Origin of the sequence: Bradyrhizobium sp. CCBAU 53415 (genome assembly GCF_028128735.1) — a bacterium.
GTDB lineage: Bacteria > Pseudomonadota > Alphaproteobacteria > Rhizobiales > Xanthobacteraceae > Bradyrhizobium.
On sequence record NZ_LBJF01000026.1, the window covers coordinates 47,710 to 62,511 of the forward strand.

General features: G+C 57.3%; 17 protein-coding genes and 1 tRNA gene. 7 read left to right on the forward strand and 11 right to left on the reverse strand.

Annotated features, from left to right (window positions below):
* Positions 1 to 173 precede the first annotated feature (173 nt).
* From XH87_RS24155 to XH87_RS24165, 3 genes are all read right to left on the reverse strand, one after another.
* Positions 174 to 536, reverse strand: coding sequence for a hypothetical protein (locus XH87_RS24155; RefSeq protein ID WP_271589189.1), 363 nt, complete (start codon positions 534 to 536; stop codon positions 174 to 176).
* A gap of 221 nt (positions 537 to 757) precedes the next feature.
* Positions 758 to 1,228, reverse strand: a complete 471-nt coding sequence (locus tag XH87_RS24160; protein ID WP_271589190.1) for a hypothetical protein — start codon at positions 1,226 to 1,228, stop codon at positions 758 to 760.
* Positions 1,229 to 1,347: 119 nt separating this feature from the next.
* Positions 1,348 to 3,324, reverse strand: a complete 1,977-nt coding sequence (locus XH87_RS24165; RefSeq protein WP_271589191.1) for an ATP-dependent helicase — start codon at positions 3,322 to 3,324, stop codon at positions 1,348 to 1,350.
* 358 nt (positions 3,325 to 3,682) lie between these two features.
* On the opposite strand from XH87_RS24165, the gene XH87_RS24170 reads away from it, so the two are divergent.
* The 6 genes from XH87_RS24170 to XH87_RS24195 all read left to right on the forward strand — a co-directional run bounded on the left by XH87_RS24170 (position 3,683) and on the right by XH87_RS24195 (position 7,740).
* Positions 3,683 to 4,258: a tyrosine-type recombinase/integrase gene (locus tag XH87_RS24170; protein ID WP_271589740.1), complete on the forward strand. Its 576-nt coding sequence runs from the start codon at positions 3,683 to 3,685 to the stop codon at positions 4,256 to 4,258.
* A gap of 131 nt (positions 4,259 to 4,389) precedes the next feature.
* On the forward strand, positions 4,390 to 5,328 hold the full coding sequence (locus tag XH87_RS24175) for a hypothetical protein (RefSeq protein WP_271589192.1): 939 nt from the start codon (positions 4,390 to 4,392) through the stop codon (positions 5,326 to 5,328).
* A gap of 486 nt (positions 5,329 to 5,814) precedes the next feature.
* On the forward strand, positions 5,815 to 6,141 hold the full coding sequence (locus tag XH87_RS24180; RefSeq protein WP_271589193.1) for a hypothetical protein: 327 nt from the start codon (positions 5,815 to 5,817) through the stop codon (positions 6,139 to 6,141).
* Positions 6,142 to 6,261: 120 nt separating this feature from the next.
* Positions 6,262 to 6,597, forward strand: a complete 336-nt coding sequence (locus XH87_RS24185; protein WP_271589194.1) for a DUF3768 domain-containing protein — start codon at positions 6,262 to 6,264, stop codon at positions 6,595 to 6,597.
* 37 nt (positions 6,598 to 6,634) lie between these two features.
* Entirely contained in the window at positions 6,635 to 7,267 is a 633-nt protein-coding gene (locus tag XH87_RS24190) for a DUF4339 domain-containing protein (RefSeq protein WP_271589195.1), read from the forward strand.
* A gap of 131 nt (positions 7,268 to 7,398) precedes the next feature.
* The gene (locus tag XH87_RS24195; protein WP_271589196.1) at positions 7,399 to 7,740 is read left to right on the forward strand and encodes a hypothetical protein; all 342 of its coding nucleotides are present in this window, start codon (positions 7,399 to 7,401) and stop codon (positions 7,738 to 7,740) included.
* Positions 7,741 to 8,107: 367 nt separating this feature from the next.
* Here the strand turns inward: XH87_RS24195 and XH87_RS24200 are convergent, their stop codons facing one another.
* From XH87_RS24200 to XH87_RS24235, 8 genes are all read right to left on the reverse strand, one after another.
* Positions 8,108 to 8,923, reverse strand: a complete 816-nt coding sequence (locus XH87_RS24200; protein ID WP_271589197.1) for a DUF5131 family protein — start codon at positions 8,921 to 8,923, stop codon at positions 8,108 to 8,110.
* 261 nt (positions 8,924 to 9,184) lie between these two features.
* A complete protein-coding gene (locus tag XH87_RS24205) occupies positions 9,185 to 9,640 on the reverse strand; it encodes a hypothetical protein (RefSeq protein WP_271589198.1) in 456 nt (151 codons plus the stop codon).
* 296 nt (positions 9,641 to 9,936) lie between these two features.
* Positions 9,937 to 10,533 carry a hypothetical protein gene (locus tag XH87_RS24210; RefSeq protein WP_271589199.1) on the reverse strand — a complete coding sequence of 199 codons (597 nt, stop codon included), beginning with the start codon at positions 10,531 to 10,533 and terminating at the stop codon, positions 9,937 to 9,939.
* 294 nt (positions 10,534 to 10,827) lie between these two features.
* The gene (locus XH87_RS24215; RefSeq protein ID WP_271589200.1) at positions 10,828 to 11,511 is read right to left on the reverse strand and encodes a hypothetical protein; all 684 of its coding nucleotides are present in this window, start codon (positions 11,509 to 11,511) and stop codon (positions 10,828 to 10,830) included.
* A gap of 228 nt (positions 11,512 to 11,739) precedes the next feature.
* Positions 11,740 to 11,997, reverse strand: a complete 258-nt coding sequence (locus tag XH87_RS24220; protein ID WP_333909194.1) for a helix-turn-helix domain-containing protein — start codon at positions 11,995 to 11,997, stop codon at positions 11,740 to 11,742.
* A 246-nt stretch (positions 11,998 to 12,243) separates the two neighbouring features.
* Positions 12,244 to 12,948: a hypothetical protein gene (locus XH87_RS24225; RefSeq protein ID WP_271589201.1), complete on the reverse strand. Its 705-nt coding sequence runs from the start codon at positions 12,946 to 12,948 to the stop codon at positions 12,244 to 12,246.
* A gap of 307 nt (positions 12,949 to 13,255) precedes the next feature.
* Positions 13,256 to 13,330, reverse strand: a tRNA-Glu gene (locus tag XH87_RS24230).
* 57 nt (positions 13,331 to 13,387) lie between these two features.
* Positions 13,388 to 13,732: a hypothetical protein gene (locus XH87_RS24235; protein ID WP_158671548.1), complete on the reverse strand. Its 345-nt coding sequence runs from the start codon at positions 13,730 to 13,732 to the stop codon at positions 13,388 to 13,390.
* On the opposite strand from XH87_RS24235, the gene XH87_RS24240 reads away from it, so the two are divergent.
* Entirely contained in the window at positions 13,731 to 14,753 is a 1,023-nt protein-coding gene (locus XH87_RS24240) for an RluA family pseudouridine synthase (protein WP_271589202.1), read from the forward strand. The two genes, XH87_RS24235 and XH87_RS24240, sit on opposite strands and share 2 nt — an antisense overlap.
* Positions 14,754 to 14,802: the final 49 nt, after the last annotated feature.

Genomic DNA, 14,802 nt, shown 5'->3' on the forward strand with positions numbered 1-14,802 from the left:
ATAAAGAAATTCTGATTACCTTATCAGTCACCGTTTTCCTTATCAGTCGCCGTCACGGCCTCGACTGCGGCCCTCGTTGCTGCGGCGAGCGCATACGGACCATGCGCGAGGCCATCTCCCGCACGGTCCGTGGTCGACCTCTCCTGTCGTTGCCCCTCAACTCAGTGCCTCTCCTAGTGGGGCCAGGAAGGAATCGGATTGCTTGGATCCTGAGCCAGCCACCGGTTGTTAAAATACTTGGTGCGCTTGCCTCTGATTTCGACAACGTCGCGTTCCGAGCGATCTATCCTGAACTCGTCGCCGGAGAACACCCAGCTCCAATTCTGGACCAACCTTTCGGTCGAGAGGAATGTGTCCAACTTTCGACCTTCATCATATTTGTGGTCGGCCGCGCCGGAAGCCACCATTCCCTCCAAGACAGACATTAGAGCGCGTCCCCGCATACGCGCTCTCTCGTTGGCAAACTCCGGTCCCATAATTTCGGCGAGTACACGAAAGGCATACACCTTAACGGCAGCATCCATTTCGATTTTCATAGGCAGTCCTCATCATGATCACACAGCTCGGTACGGCTGCTCGACCATTTACAAGACCAACTACGCGACCGATGGCGAGCGCCGACAGCGAGACCACGTTGCTTGTCGAGCCTTCCGTCCGCGCTTTCGTGATCGCCAGATTGAGATACAGTTCACTCGTACAAATCAAGAAAGGCCGCCACACTGACCTGCTGATCGGCGTAGCGGCCTTCAATGTTGGCTTACGACTTCGCCCTTTTCCGCAACTTGGGCCGCCTCGCCTCAATGCGGTCTTTGGCTTTGTTCATGTGGCCTGCGATGACTTCAAGATCCTCGGCCAAGCGATAGAAAGGACTGACGTCAATTTTTGCATCGAACTTCTTCCATGATCGATTGAAGCGCAGCAAGTCCCGAAGCGGCGCCGCCACCATTTTGCGCATCTTGGGGGTCAAGGTCTTTCGAAAATCGACATTCTCTCGCTCGTCATTCATGTAGTTTCTGAACTCTTGGACTTCATGCATTGCAGCTTCCATACCCTCAAGGCACTCGCGTAGATGAATTATCCAGTGAGGTTTGAATCCAAAATCCGCTGCCCATAACATTCTCAGAAGCTCTTGCTTCGATGTCTCGGGGCGAAAATTTTCGGGATGCTCGTTCGGATTCACTTCGGGGTTTCTGAGGTTTCGATAGAAATCGAACTCATCGTCCTTCATGGTCTTACTCTCTCGCGTCGAAGAGCGACGCTCCCGCCGCGGCATCGGCCCCGGCGGAATGCTTTACAAGTTTAGCTTCTCCGCGCCCGCGCGCGTGTCGCATCAGCCCTGTTCAGATCTCACGACGCTCGTCTCGTCTGTGGTTTGCGAGACGCCGCACGGACCACGAACAGCTTCTCAGCCGACCGCGGGATGAATTGACTACGCCGTGTAAACAGATCGACGACGCTAGAGTTCTGCCGCCACGAAAAGACGCGCTGCGGTACCATCAACGATAGGCGGTTCTTTGCCCTCGTCATCGCGACATATAGGAGACGACGCTCTTCTTCGATCTCTGCTGGCGTCTTAGCTTTCGACGAAGGGATGCAACCATCCACAGCGTTCAAGAGGTAAACGTGGTCCCATTCCTGGCCTTTGGCAGAGTGAATCGTCGAGAGGACTAGGCAATCATCATCCGACCGGCCCGGCTTGTTCGGGCCGACGGTACCTTCTGGCGGCTCCAGGGTAACCTCCACAAGAAATTGCTCGCGCGAGCTATAAGTGTTGGCGACAATGCAGAGCTGGCCAAGGTCTGCCGCACGAAGCTCGGGATTGTCGTGCTTCATCAGCGGCAAATACCATTCCACCACCTCCGGCAGGCTCGCCTTCCAGGGCCGTTTCTGCAGACGCCCTATCAACCGAACAAATTGCCCCCAATGATCACCGCAGCCACGGGGCCGGTCGGCATCTCTGAGCACCAGCCGCCCCACCCGGCCTTCTAGCCGCTCTATCACCTTCATGGCCGCGCTCGGGCCGATGCCCGGCAACAACTTCAAGGCTCTCATAGCGGCTACCTCATCACGCGGATTTTCCAGCCAACGTAACAAGCTGAGCACGTCCTTGATGTGGGCGGCTTCGAGAAACTTGACGCCCCCCCATTTCTCGAACGGTATGTTGCGCTTCGTCAGCTCGATTTCCAGCTGCTGGCTGTGGTGAGACGACCGCATCAAGACGGCTTGGGCGCGAAAAGGAATGCCCTCCTCCTTTGCGCGGAGAACTTGGTTGGCGATATAAGTGGCTTGTGCCGAGTCGTTCTCGACAACGGCGAGCCTTGGCTTGCCCAAATTCGGCCGGTCGGACCAGAGATTTTTGGCATATGCACGCGTCGAAAGGTTGATGACCGCATTGCATGCCTTGAGGATCTGATTTGTCGAACGGTAGTTCTGTTCGAGGTTGATAACCCGGACCTTCGGCAGCACCTGAGGAAAATCTAGAATGTTCTCGACTGTGGCCGCCCTGAACGAATAGATCGCTTGGGCATCGTCGCCGACAACGGTTACGCCTCGGCCATCAGGTTTGAGACCGAAGAGGATCTTGGCCTGAAGACGGTTGGTGTCTTGGTATTCGTCCACCAGCACGTGGCTGAAACGAGTTCGTAGCGGCGCGGCGATGTCGGGCTTTTTCAGCATCTTCACCCAATAATCCAGCAGGTCGTCGTAGTCGAAGACGTTCTGCTTGCGCTTTGCTGCCCGGTACTCAGCGAAAAGTTGCCGAAGCTGGCTGGTCCACTTCTTGCTCGTCGGATACTTCGTTTTCAAGACCTCCTTCAGGGGCACGCAGGCGTTGATTTTGTATGAGTAGATTTCGAGACATTGGTTCTTGTCTGGAAAATTCACGTCCAGGGTCGAGAAGCCAAGCTTGTGTCTAACCATATCGAGCAGGTCGGCGCTGTCGCCTCGGTCCTTGATCGTGAAATTGGGGGACAAGCCCAATTGCTCCGCAAATTCTCGGACGAGCCGCGCGCCGACAGCATGGAATGTGCCTGAGTATGGGATCTCACCGACATTCGTGCCTAGGACGCGGCCAGCGGTGGCAATCGCGCGACGGGTCATTTCCTGGGCCGCCTTCCGCGTGAACGTGAGCAACAGGATGTTGTCGGGCCTCACTCCGCTTGCCAGAAAATGAACAACCCGGTTCGACAATGTCTCCGTTTTTCCAGTGCCTGCTCCAGCTATGATCAGTAGCGGCCGACCGGGCTTTGCGGGGTCCGACTTGTATCCATGCACAACAGCAGCGCGCTGCGTTTTGTTCATATGTTTCAGATGGTCGAGAGTCATGATTTTTCCTTCGTGAGATATTCGACTGCCGACCCTTTACAGGTTCGTTTTCTCGCGAAGCTTGATAGGCCGGTGGAGAAGACCAGCCCAACGTGCGACACCTTTCAACCACGGTTCAGTGACGCCGCCCAACTAGCTATGGATGCGGGTGCGAGACCTGGACAAGTCTGGTTTCGACGCACGCAAGGCAACGCAACAAGGAGGCTGCTGAGCAGCCTCAGAGCAAGCAGGCATCAGCGCTCGTCGAGGTCCACGACCCGGCGGGTTGCACGCAGCGTGAGGCGCGTATCGATGCAAAGTTTCTGTTGCGTGCTCAGCCAAATGTTCTATATTTGTTCTCAGAAACTGGTTGAGTGAAATGCCTGGCAAACAAGCCAAGACTCTTTCGACTGACCATATCGACGATCTGTTGTTTTTCGCCGAGCGCTCTCGACATCCACTCCGCAACCGTTTGATCGTTTTGCTCTCAGTCAAGGCTGGCCTTCGCGCGGCCGAGATCGCCAAATTGACATGGCCCATGTTGTTGGACCCAAGCGGCGAGGTCGGCAGCACGCTTGAAGTTCGCGACGAGATCGCAAAGAAGCGCAGCGGCCGCTCAATTCCAATTCATCCTGAGCTGCGAGAAGCCCTCGTCGAGGCGCGTCGGTTGTGCAAGGGACATGGGCCGCTCATTCGCTCCGAGCGAGGCGGCGCTATGACACCGATGAGCATCGTGGTCTGGTTCAGCCGCGCTTACGATGAACTCGGCTTCGAGGGATGCTCGTCGCACTCGGGGCGTCGAACTTTCATTACGCGGGCGGCGCGCTCGGTTCACAAGGCAGGCGGCTCACTGCGAGACGTTCAACTGCTGGCTGGCCACCGATCCATCCAGACCACGCAGCGCTACATCGACGGGGATTCGGATGCCCAAAGGAGGCTAGTTTGCCTGATCTAGCAGCCAACCTCTCAAGTCGGCGCTCAAGGAGGGACCCCTCCGGCGCAAGATCAGTCGTTACCAAGCAAAATTCCGATCCGCTGGGCCGAGCTGAAAGCTTGATCCGGACCGTCTGCGCTGTAGCTGGATCCATGTCGTTCCTCGACGAGATCGACGACGAGGTTCGCAACGCGGGTCTAGATCGAGCCGTCGCCCTCGCCGACACGCCTCCGATTTTTGATTGGCTCGTTACGACCTTTAGCTTTCAGGGGATCTCGGACCGCGTCGCGCGCGACTATATCAACAAGCACGGCGCGGCATCCTGGTTTGCGATAGAAGCGGGCGAGAGGAATGCGCCTTCTTGTCCAAAACTACGCAGCTACTGGCATTTCGAGGGCTGCCGATACGACAAGACCAGCTTTACCTGCGCAGAGCCCGACCACATCGATGCGTGCCCGCTGCCACGTCCGCACCTTCGCAACGGGCGCCTCAACGCCATGGCCTACAGCCTATTCTACTTCGTCCGAGACCTCGCTGACGGTGACCTGGTTGGCTGGATCGACCGGCAATTGGAAAGCGCGAAGGGTGCTACCCGAGCCGAATTAGAGTCCGCGCGGCAGGAAGCCGTTATCGGTCCTCTTCGCAACGTCTACGGCGTCTCCGACAAGATACTCATGATGACGCTTTCAACGCTTCTGATCGGCGCGCGCGAACAGCGGCCGATTTGGTACGAAACTGGCAAAGCCATGCTAGCTGTCGATACCCTCGTTCATGCCTTCCTAGTTCGTTCGGGAATCCTACAGGACTGCGGCATTCCTCACACTTATGGCGCTTGTTATGGTCCGGGCGGCTGCGCTGAGATCATCAGGACCGTGGCCGACCGCATCGATGCCCGCACGTTGAATCCTGTCTTTCCAAAGCGGTTTCCGAGGTTCGTCCAAAATAGCATCTGGAGATTGTGTTCCCAGAGCGGCCTCAACCTCTGCAATGGTAATAGAATTGACGACCGTCGAGCCTGCCAAATCGGCTATTGCCATCTGTACCGCAGATGCAGCAGAACACCATTAAAATCGCAAGAAATCGTCATATAATCAGCTACTTAGATCGGCCTTGCGGCGCATATTTGCTTGAAGTCGCAGCTCGATTCATCTATACTCGCTGTACAAGGTCTAACAACGACTTTGCAATTTATAGTGGAGACACTTCCGTGATTGATTTGCTTCGGCGGGCGCTTAACCCGCCACTGTGGCCAAGCCACGACATCGCTAGAACCGCAGACCACGGGGCCCTATCGGGCCCCGTCTGCTTTTGAGGAGGTGAAATATGGGAAAACAGCCAGAGAAGAAAACGGCCAACGCGCCAGACAAGCTCTTTGTCTTCGGCCTTGATGAGGACGGCAAGCCGCGGGGCGCCCGGTTTGCGGAGTTCAACGAGAAAGTCGTTAGCGCCGCGGCACAAATGAAGTTGGCGTCTGTGCACCCGGCCTCGGCAGCGGTCACCGAGATCGGCATGAAGCTCCCCGTGGGGAGGCTAATGCAAGCGGCAAGGCATTCGTGCCACCGATCCGGCGTGACCTCTTGGAGAAACTCAAAACTGCGCTCGCTGCCGCCGGAGACAAAAGCCAAGTTCACCAACCCACGCCGGGGGCATCTAAAGCCGCAGAGAATGCGAAAGACAAACAGGGGATTCTGGCTGCGGGACTGCCACGAAGTTGGGACGGCATCGAGGTCGGTCACGTTGTGCTGGTGCCGGACGACAGCCCAGAAGAATACGGCTACTGGCCATGCGTGGTCTTGAAGCGCGAAGACCAGGTTCTAACCCTCCGCCTCCGCGATTATCCAGACAAAGGAACATACGTCCGGCACGTCGCACAGGTCGGACTCTTGAATCCCGGTCCAGAATAAGCCGCGCGAGCTACTCCCAAGCTCGGACCACGGCCCGGGCTCGAACAACACCTCACGCTGCTTGGCGGCAACTGAGCCGGTTCAAGCGCTGACACCCAAACAGATACTGGAGAAACAACCATGTCCCTTCAAACGGACCGGGAGCGCACGCGCGCGCTCAATGACGAACTACGGCAGCACCTACTCGGCGGTGGCGCGGTCATCACCGCTGGGATCGCCGAATTCGGGGCCGAGGCTGTCGAACGCCTGGTCATGACCGTGGCGCTATACGACGACTTCCATCACGCCAACGATCCCCACGAGGAGCACGACTTCGGCGTCTTTGAATTCGAGGGCACGCAGGTCGCGTTCAAAATCGATTACTTCGACAAGTCCCTCAAATTCCATTCGCCGAACCCAGCAGACCCAGCGGTCACAGAGCGCGTGATCACCATCATGCGTGCTGACGAATACTAGCAGCCCCAGAACCGACCGCCTTTTATGAGGAAACAAGATGAACGAAGACCTCGGTGCACCACCCCCGCTTCCTGACGCTGATAAAACGAGCAAGCTGGACGCGCCCCAATGGTACTATGTCGCAAACGGCAGCCGGCAGGGCCCAACCGACCCCGCAACCATCAAGGCGTTGCTGGATAAGAAGCAGATCGAGCCTGACTGCCAAGTCTGGCGCAAGGGCATGCCCGAATGGAAGAGCCTGCGCGAGAGCGACCTCGCCGAGCTCGTTGCCGCGGATCCACCGCCGATTTCGGCGCAGCAAATTGGCAACGGCTACGTCTGGACGCTCGCGCTCTTGCCGCTCATATTCGGTGTGATCGACGCAGCAATCAGCGCGAGCAATCAGGAAGCTGCCGCTCGCTCCCTGGTGCTGGGGTTTCCCTACCACCCAAGCAGAGGATTACCAGTTCAGATACCCGTCATCATCAATGGTTTCCTCGGTTGGCTAGATGATCGCAGGTTAAAGCAGGCAGGATATGGCTCACGGCTCACCCGCGTCACAGCCGTGCTGTTTACGCCGGTCTACCTGTTCCTGAGGGCGAAACGGTTGAAGCAACGTCCTTACTACGCACTCGCCTGGATCATCAGTTTGATTGTCGGATTCGTGGTGTACGCCTCAGTGGAAGGGTGATCCCTCGTCTCTTTCCTCCTTGCGCGCCCGGTGGGCCAAGCGTCTACCGGGCATGCCACCCCTGGGGCTTGATCTTGCGTTGTGCAATAGCGATTTCGATCGGCTTTCTCTCAGATCATCAAGAGCCATCAATGGGCCAGAAATCGGAACCGCCAGAATTCGACCAGCTTTATGTCCTCAGACTAGATGGCGACGGGACTCCCCGCGGCGCTCGGTTCGCAATCCTGAGGGACAGCATCGTCTCCGCGGCTATGGACGTGGGCTGCCGTATCATGATCCGACAGCCCCCCGAGGTGAGTGCGCTGGCCAGAAAACTGCCGCTGGGCTACGTGCTCGGCACTGGGAAGGTAGTCAAGTTATTGATCCCGAGAATTGGATACGATCTCTACAGACAGATCTTGGAAGCCACATGCACTGCTGGAATTGATAAGAAAACCAGAATCGCCGCTGCTGTTTCGACGACCGTGCATTGAGTTTTTTTCGACCGACAATTGGCAGAAAATCTGATTTCGAAGCGCCCCAACAGCTACAACCGATTGCTAATGCTGTGACAAGTATTAGCAATAGGCGTACGAGCGACCACAACGGGTCTGATCGTTGACAGCTCGCTGAAATGTAAGTCGTCCGCTCCTTGGCAATGCCCCCAGATTGCCCCAAGCTGCGAGCGTTACGGCTTGGACTAATAGCGCGGCGGCTAGACTGCCCGCTCCTAGTATCGGAACGGGCTGTCTTTTGTCGTCGTCCCCGATCTCAAAGCGCCATCGCCCGCACTGAAAACGCCACAGCGGAATCCGCTTTTTAGCCTAAGCCGCCGATCGAAGGCAGAGCTTCAAAGGACAGTTAGTTCCGGCGTGGGAATTCACGAACGAGTTTACCATCGACCAACCCGCCACCCTTCCCCTCTGTATCGACTGCGCGTGCTTCACGAACTGTCATACCCTTCTCCACCACAAGCGGGTTGCTTTCGTAACATCCCCATTGCTTATGAAATGGTGCAACACCAGTGCGGCGGCAATCGGCGATAATGTCGCGAACCCAATGCGGCCTCATTGAACGGGCCCCCGCACCGCTTTCTCCCCCAGATATCAGCCAATCCGGCAAGAGCCCGTTGGTAGGCAGCCGCACGGGCCCAAGAGCGGGTTCGTAAGATATGAAGCGCACGACCGCAGGCACTTTCTTTAAGCGCTTCCACCGGAAATCAAACCGTGTCTGATCTTCGGCCGTTGTTCCGAGCCACACGTTGGAATACCCATCACGCCAATTGGAAGGCAGCATTTTTTCTATATTTTCTGGCCTCTTCGTAAGCACCAGCCAATCTAATGCATCGCACTTGCGGATTAAAGCGAACAAGTCTTTGCGCCACGAAGCATCAACCTGATTGTCAAAGACGTCAGCGAGCGAAGCGCAAAATACCCGCGGTCTACGGCCATTTGCCTTTTTAAAGGTGCGGGCTTGCGCGTTCCACTGGATAGGCTTTTTCCAATTTTGTTCTGACGTTCGTTTGCGCTCGCCGTGCGCGCCCCATCGCACCTTCTTGTAGCGGTGATCCATCATTGCTTCGGCATAGCAATTGTCACAGCCCGGCGATACTTTTTGGCAGCCGATCCACGGATTGAATGTATGGTCGCACCATTCTATTTTAGAGTCTTCACCCATCACAAATCTCCAACGTTCAGAGCATCGCTCTGCCCGAGACGACGGTCTCGGTGGAATCCTTTACAAGTTCGCCACCTGCCGCGAGCACACGTCCAACCCGCAAAACGAACGACATCTCTTCGGAGGACATGCCCACTCCGAGCTGCCAATTAGTCCGCTAGTTCGGCAATGCGGTCGAGGCGCTCAGTGCTCTCGGCGCGCGGGCAAAAGAAAACGGGCCCCACTGAAATGTGGAGCCCGCGCCTTCCATTCTAAAAATCTTTAGCAACTCGGCTCAACCGACGCGCCCAGTTCAGCTGTATCCGCTTCCGCTGCCATATCCTCAACGTGGCCCGCCAGCTTTATGAGCCCCTTATCGAGCTCAGTGATGCGACGCACCGCAAGCGCCAAGTCCGACCGCAGCTCCGCCACCTTTCGGGCGAGGCCGGCGCATTCCCATAGCCTTGCCGTTAGCTCGGCTAATCCTTCTGCCGAACTCGTCCGCAAAATGAATGGCAAGTCGTCCTTTATCTTTCGGGCCTGGAACCTCAAACTCCCGCCCTCTACGATGACATCGAACAATTCTTCGACCTCATAGGGCAGCAACGGACTTCTTTCGCAGGCTGCGATAGCCTGGGTAAGCTCCTGGAACAGCTGTGGACTGCATTTGCCAGCATTTTCTCGTAGCTCGGTGTCGGTAAGCGTATTTAGTGCGGTGAGGATGCCGTCGTAACTCATGATCATTTCTCCGTTGGTTCTCTGCAGCATCGCGGCTGCACTCACAACGGGCATTTACAAGATCGCGAATGCCGTCCGGCATGATCTGGTGTCGCGGCCATGCATCGAAGAAAGCCCCACCATTTCGGACGGGGCTCTCATAATTGCGCGATCAGGAACGAAAGGCTCTCCCCGCGTCCGGCGATCTGTAGGATCCATTTACAAGCCCTGAGATGCACAGCCCCCTGCCGCGACACTCGCTACTTCGTCCGGCATTCAGAACGACCGGCTATCTGAGCCCCCGCGTGGAAGCTGAGCTACTTCAGAACGAGAATGGAGTCCTCGTCTATGCGGCCGTGCTTGAACGTCTTGAAGGTGTAGTCGGTCATAGTACCTTCTGTGATTGGGGTAACATCGATCCGCACCAACCGACGGTTCAAATACTTTCGGCCATTCTCCTGAAAATGCTGATCCAACGGCACCGTCAAGCGCGACAGCGGTCCCCGAAGCCAATACTGAAATTCAACCGGAAGGACCGGATCGGTCCGCGGCGGCACAAGAGCAACCACGTTGAAGTGCAGTCCATCGTTTGCCGTCACGGACTGGCCAACCTTGTCCCGATTCCATTTGAAGACTGGGAGGTCGGGGCAACCGAAAAAGAGCGGCCGAAGATGCGCAAAGCGCTCCGCGTTTGGCCTTCGGACAATGTGGTGCATGAGGATTGAATGTACTCGCTCCACCTCCTGCTCCATGATCCGCGTCTGTGTCTCACGTGATCCCGGCAACTGGTTGAACATGAAATTCAGGTAGTAAGCTCGTCGCCCTTCATCCATCAGCTCAGTGATGTGGTGCGAATAGGCTTCAACAAGGTCTTCCCGGCGCTGAGATTCCGAGAGTTGGCGATAAGTGGTCATGTGTGATCCTGATCTAGCTGGTTTTTGAGTGAATTCAGAACCAAGCAAATCCATATGGAGAGGCTGAATTCTCCACTTTGCAGTACCGCGCATCGGGGCAACCACTGAGCGCGTCGGCTATGTGCTCTGAAACTAGTGTTTACAGGATCACAAATGGCCGGTCGGACCGGACGAAGAGCCCCTCGCACGGTCTCTTAAAGAGACGCAACACAATGAGAGCGCCCAAACGAATGCTCCCCGGGGCTCAAGCCCCGGGGAGCATTTTTCCTGACTGCTGAAGCAAGTATCGTTGCGTCAATCGACCCAATCGTCGCTCGACTCGGCGAGGCGCTCCGCGACCATGACGCGTTTTACCTTAAAGGCACCTTCATCGTCGCTTACCCGCGAGACCAATACGGTGAGCATGGCACCTAATTTCTGGTCGAAGAGTTGCTCGCGTTCGGAGGTCTTCATCCAAATAGGCAGAATGACTTCCTTGTCGTTGCGGGTCTTCTCACCTTTAGGGGTTTTCTGCGGGGGTTCGTGATGGCCGTTGCTGGCGTCAGCCAGCGCTTCTGCCTCCTTTTTCCTTTTACACCATGCGGAGTAAAGCTTCTCCAGTCCCTCTTTCTCGACGGTAGCGGCGGTCTCGTCTACAGCCACGCCAAGTTCACGAAGATATTCAAGGACTCCAGCCCGCTTCGACGCCAATTTCCTGGTCTTGCCCGATGAAGCCCCCGTAGCCATTGCCACAACTTCTAGATGCCAATTGAAGGTCGTTGGATTTTTACGCCCCTTCTTGGCCTTCTTCACTGCGTGGACGAATTGCGCCTGCAGCGTCTCATTGCTCGAGAGATCCACGATGATCCGTTGAGCTGTCTGCAGCGAGCTGCGGAGCAAAGCACGATGTCCCTTGCTAGATTTCTTGATGCTGAGTCCGCAGCGCTCAAGCTCCTTCAAAACGGCTTCGACTAGTTCGTTTTGTTCTGACTTCTTCATTCGTTGTTCCAAACTGATGGTAGGTCAATTTCTATGGTTACGTAGGATCGCGACAGTTGGCGGTTGACACCCACGTAGGTGAGGACACAAGGCGGCAGCTGAGCACGTCCACTTTCTCTCGGCTGCCAGAAGCACGACGACGATCGGATACGTGCTGTCTGACCGATTGCTCCTCGGCGAGGCCCATACTGGTTCAATGGGTGGCTCTCCAACTGTTGAACTTGGCGATCATTTCCCCGAGGACGCCGAGCCATCCTTACTTGGCAGACCATCAACGAAAGCGCGTAGAAGGTCCGCTCGGATTACGGTTCGACGCCCGATTTTAGCTACTTGTAACTCGCCGCTTTTTATCGCGTGGTACAGGGTTGTTCGCCCGACGCTGAGGAGTTGGCACGCTTCGGCGACGCTGTAAGTCATTTTCATAATAAGCCTCTCTAGTCCGGAGACGTTCCGGAGACCGCGTTGGCGACCGCCAACGCAATTCATCTAGATCGCGATGAAGCACGTCTCAATTTGAAGTACGGCTCAACTGGGCTCATCGCTTCCATGAAAGCTATCGCTGCAACCGCTCTCACGGCGGTTTGCGCTGCCAAATGCAGCGCTAGCCTTTGGCTTCCGAATCTCGTTCAGCGTCGACGCTAAGAATCGAACCGCACGACACCCGTGTTCGGGCATCAAGACGCGGCGACCATTCCCTGAAGAAATGTCGAGCCCCAAAGAGCCCGACTGTGGTCATCGGTGAGACTTCGGCTTTTGACGTTCGAGCCGCACGTCCCTCAATTCCCGTTTTATGGTTGCAATTGATGGAGTGACGTTGTGATTTTTCTGAACCCATTCCTGAATCACAAAATTGCGCGTTTTCGCAGCCATAGCGACGCCCGAAGGAACATCCCCGTTCCAAAGTGCATCGAGCGCCTGCCTAACTAAGGCCCCCTGAGGCGCGTCGTTGTGTGACCTGATAAGTCGCTTATTGATGAGTATTTTTATCTCTTGGCGGTAGACGAATGCGGAGGCGAGTTGCGCGTGAAATCGCGTGCCGTCCGCTCCGACTACTCCATAATTGCCGTCCAAGATAAAGTTGTCGCTGCCACCAACGGGTATGTATTCCTTTGGCGAGAAGCTCGTCCAATCTTCAGAACGCAAACGCGAAACATCTTTGGTGATGGGATCTCGGACATAGACTTGCAACCGCCCAATTTCGATCTCAAGTCTAAGGAAAAGGGTCGCCTTCTGCTGGACATGCCAGCCTTCGACGGTCTCTCTGTCCAGAGGTGCAGCAAGTAGCTTCTCGAGAGCGTCGTCCAGCGCGATTTTCCACTCGCGAGTCCACTTGGGCTCATGCTCCGTGATTAGCTCGCAAACCTCGTTAAATACCGCTCCGAGAGAAACCTCATTCTCGCCCAACGACGTGTCTTGGAAATCTAACCAGCTTCTCATTCGATCCATCACTTCCGTCGCATCTGCAGACCGCGCCATATCGGCCAGGCATTGGAGACGACAGCAGACACACCCAACCGCGCAAGCTTACGCGCTCAACCGGGATTGTCGGTCTCAGCGGCTCGGTCGTAGGCTATGGCTTGGAGATGAAGGAAAGCACCAGGCCTTCAACGACCGAACGTAGAACGTCGCGTTCTGTACCATTCGGTGGCTGAGAACAGGCGTAGCACTGACAAATCGCGTTGAAGAAAACTTGAAGAAGGCACGCTAGTGCACGCCAACAAACGTCGTAAGTCATTGATTTTGTTGGCGCTCCCTAGGGGAATCGAACCCCTGTTTCAGCCTTGAGAGGGCCGCGTCCTAACCGCTAGACGAAGGGAGCGTGAGGGCAAGCAAATAGCCTCGAAATTTGTCCGCCGCAAGGACCCCGACCGGCCTTTTACGGCTCATTGGCAAATTTCAGCTTTCCGGCCGGCCTCAACGTGTGCGCGTCGAAGGTGCGGATCTCGGTGACGCCGCCGACGTCCAGCGTGACCACGAGGCGGTCGCCGGCAACCCCGGTCGAGACGATCCTGGCGCCCTTCGGCAGGGTGGCGGTGACATCGCCCACCGCCTCGGGCGCCCTTCCCTCCGACTTGAAAAGGCGGTAGCCCACCGCGATCAGAACGGCGCAGATCGCCAGCGCCGTGGTCAACCCCGCGATCAGCATCATCCGCCGCACCCGCGCGAACAGCGCGGCCTGCTCGGGGGTCGGTTCGGGAACAGCGGTATCAGACGTCGTCATGGAAAGTCTTGGCCCTAAGAGTGTCGGCTCTGCGCAAAGGTTGGAGGTCGTGGTCGCCGGCGACGAGGGCTCGACCCGGCTCGACCGCGTGCTGGCGGCGCGCCTGCCGGAGCTATCGCGATCGAGGCTGAAAGCCCTGATCCTGGCGGGCGCGGTGCACCTGAAGGCCTCCGCGGTCCGCGACCCCGCTTATCACGTCGCATCCGGTGATACGATCATAATCGACGTGCCGGAGGCGGCTCCGCCGGAGCCCAAGGGGGAGGATATCGCCCTCGATATCGTGTTCGAGGACGACGACATCGTCGTCATCAACAAGCCCAAGGGCCTGGTCGTGCACCCCGCGGCCGGCCACGAGACCGGCACCCTGGTCAACGCGCTGATCGCCCATTGCGGCGCCTCGCTGTCGGGCATCGGCGGGGTGCGCCGGCCCGGCATCGTGCACCGGCTCGACAAGGACACGACGGGGCTGATGGTGGTCGCCAAGAACGACCTCGCCCATGCCTCGCTGACGGCGCAATTCGCCGACCACGGCCGCACCGGCGCGATGCGGCGCGGCTACATGGCTTTTGCCTGGGGCGTGCCCGGCCGGCACCGCGGCACCGTCGATGCGCCGATCGACCGCCACCCGCATGCGCGCGAGAAGATGGCGGTGCGCCAGGGCGGCCGCGCGGCGGTGACGCATTGGGAGATCCTGGAGAGCTTTGCCGGGCGCGACGGGAATCCGGTGGCCGCCCTGCTCGCCTGCGAGCTCGAGACCGGCCGCACCCATCAGATCCGCGTCCACCTCGCCCATATCGGCCACCCGCTGCTGGGCGACGCTGTCTATGGCCCGCATTTCAAGACCAAGGCGAACCAGCTCGGCCCCGAGGCGCAGGCCGCTTTGGCGGCGCTGGGGCGGCAGGCCTTGCATGCCTACCTGCTGGTATTGGAGCACCCGAGGACGGGAGAACTTCTGCACTGGGAGGCACCTCTGCCGAAGGATTTGCTTCTCCTGGAACGCGCGCTCAAAGCGGCGCTATGACGCAGGCCCCTTCAGAAATGCTTTACATTACAAAAAGTTATAGCTGCCA